We start from the raw sequence: 2036 nt of genomic DNA, 5'->3' as shown, positions 1-2036 counted from the left end.
CCGAGCGCCAGCGGCTCGTCGAAGCCGCGCAGCAGCGGCAGCTCGCCGAGCTCCGCCGGGACGACCTGGACCCGGGAGCCGTATCAGGCCGGAGCCGGACCGGGTGAGGCCGTGGACGCGACCGCGCCGATCGCCGCGCTCTTGACGAGCCACGCGACACCGAACGCGAACACCGACACCGCCTCGCCGACGTACGTCAGGGTCAGCGGGAGGTCCCACGCGAAGTGCAGCACGCCGGCCGTGGCGATCATGACGGTGCAGCCGACGACGACCCAACCGCACACCAGGTAGACCGCGTTGTGGATGCGGTGTCCCGGCCGGCCCCGGCCGTCGCCGAACAGCCGCAGGCAGAAGAACGCGAGCAGGCCGAACAGCCCTGCGGCGAAGCAGAGGTGGAGGATGCCGACCGTCGTCTGCACCTGGGTGGGGTGCGGGGTGACGGACGTCGGCGGCAGGGTGGGGAACATCGCCACCAGGATCGCGAACACCCCGGCCAGTGAGCTCAGCCGGTCCTCGCGTCGGTCGTGGCGGTAGCAGATCAGGAAGACGCCGATGGCGCACAGACTGCCGACGAAGACGTTGCGCATGTGCGTGTAGTACGACGCGCTCATGGAGGCGAGCAGTGTGAGCCGCGCCGACGTGATGATGTTTCCGACGAGGAGGACGATCGGCAGGAGGAACCCGATGACGCCGACGCCGAAGCGGAGGCGCTGAACGGTCTGCGGGTCCTGGTCCTGCGGGTCGAATCCGGATTCACGGTGGGTCATGAGACGCTCCCTCAGCCACCCGGAATGCTCAGTACCTCCCGATTTTCCCGGACCCGCTTACCTCGAAACCGCGCCACGCGCACGTCGAATTCACGCCATCCCTGCGGCCGGCGCCCGCACCGTCCCGCGCGCCCCGCCCGCCCCAGGCGCCCGTCCGCCATCGCTCCCCGGCGGCCCGGCGGCCCGGCGGGTTCAGAAGGCCGAGTGGGCGAACCAGTGCGCCAGCAGCTCCGCGTCCCCCTCCCGGGCGACGGCGTCCTTGCCGAGGGAGGGCCGTCCGTACACGAGCAGCAGCAGGTCGACGGCGGCGCCCCGGACGGTCGCGTCGGCGGGGGCCGATCCGTCGTCGGCCGGGTCGAGGCCGAAGCCGTCCGGCCGCAGGCGGACCAGCCAGCTCTCGTTCCCGTCGGTCGCGCGGAAGCGGATCGTGCGGTCGTCCGCGCGGAGCTCGGCCACCTTAGGGGCGAACAGGCCGGCGAAGGGGAGGTTGGTCAGGAACTCGTCCACGCCGTCGGCGGCGAGCGTGCGGTCGACCTCCGGCCGCACCCCGAGGGCCAGCTCCGCGTCGACCCGGTGCACCATGGTCTCGAACAGCATCCGGCGCGCCCAGAACCGGGCATGCTGGTCGGCGCCCCAGGCCCACATCGGGGCGTCCGGGTCGGTGGCCCGGAAGGCGTTCGCCGCCACCGCCGCGCTCCCGGCCAGCCAGTCGGCCCACCCGTCGTCGCCGGCGGGCAGCTGCAGGTCGACGTCGCGGCTCCGCGGCGGCTCCTGGATCCGCCCGTGCAGCAGCACGGAGAACCAGCGGTGCACGCTGCCCGCGTGCCGGACCAGGTCGGCCAGCGCCCAACCGGGGCAACTCGGCACCGGGGTCGCGAAGTCGGCGCCGTCGAGGGCCGCCGCGAAGCGGGCGGTCTCCGCGGCGACGGCCGCACGGTGGTCGATCGGGGCGGTCCCGGGGACCCGGAGGCCGGACGTCGTCATACCAGCTGCGCCTCTCTGGACGGAACGGCGCTCCCGGTGGATCGCGGGCTTCCACGGATGCGGACCTTGTGCGCCGACTCGACCGTAGACTCAATGGTTCATATGGTCAACCATTGAGCCTGCCATTCGATCCGTGTCCGACATCACCTATGTCGTCGCGGCGCCGACTTCCGCTCCGCACCGTCCGACGGCACCGGCGGCGACCCGGGTGCCGGGTCGCCCCCGACCCACCGCGAGATCACCTCGAAGGCGGAGATAAAGGCGGCGTACACATCCCCGTGGGTG

2 protein-coding genes are annotated in these 2036 nt (G+C 72.5%); both read right to left on the bottom strand.

The genetic code is table 11. From position 1 onward, the window contains the following. Positions 1-83 precede the first annotated feature (83 nt). Positions 84-767 (bottom strand): DUF998 domain-containing protein, encoded by a 684-nt coding sequence (locus ABZ641_RS34845; RefSeq protein WP_359988379.1) that lies wholly within the window; start codon positions 765-767, stop codon positions 84-86. 192 nt (positions 768-959) lie between these two features. Continuing rightward, positions 960-1751, bottom strand: a complete 792-nt coding sequence (locus tag ABZ641_RS34840) for a maleylpyruvate isomerase family mycothiol-dependent enzyme (RefSeq protein WP_359988377.1) — start codon at positions 1749-1751, stop codon at positions 960-962. Between the last annotated feature and the right edge of the window lie 285 nt (positions 1752-2036).

The organism is Kitasatospora sp. NPDC007106, from assembly GCF_040634455.1.
Lineage (GTDB): Bacteria > Actinomycetota > Actinomycetes > Streptomycetales > Streptomycetaceae > Kitasatospora > Kitasatospora arboriphila.
The sequence above is the reverse complement of the archived record's forward strand: the minus strand, read 5'-3'. Positions and strand labels throughout refer to the sequence as shown.

Excerpts from the sequence above, each read along its gene's own strand:
- ABZ641_RS34845 (WP_359988379.1), bottom strand. The coding sequence starts at position 767 with ATGACCCACCGTGAATCCGGATTCGACCCGCAGGACCAGGACCCGCAG.
- ABZ641_RS34840 (WP_359988377.1), bottom strand. The coding sequence starts at position 1,751 with ATGACGACGTCCGGCCTCCGGGTCCCCGGGACCGCCCCGATCGACCAC.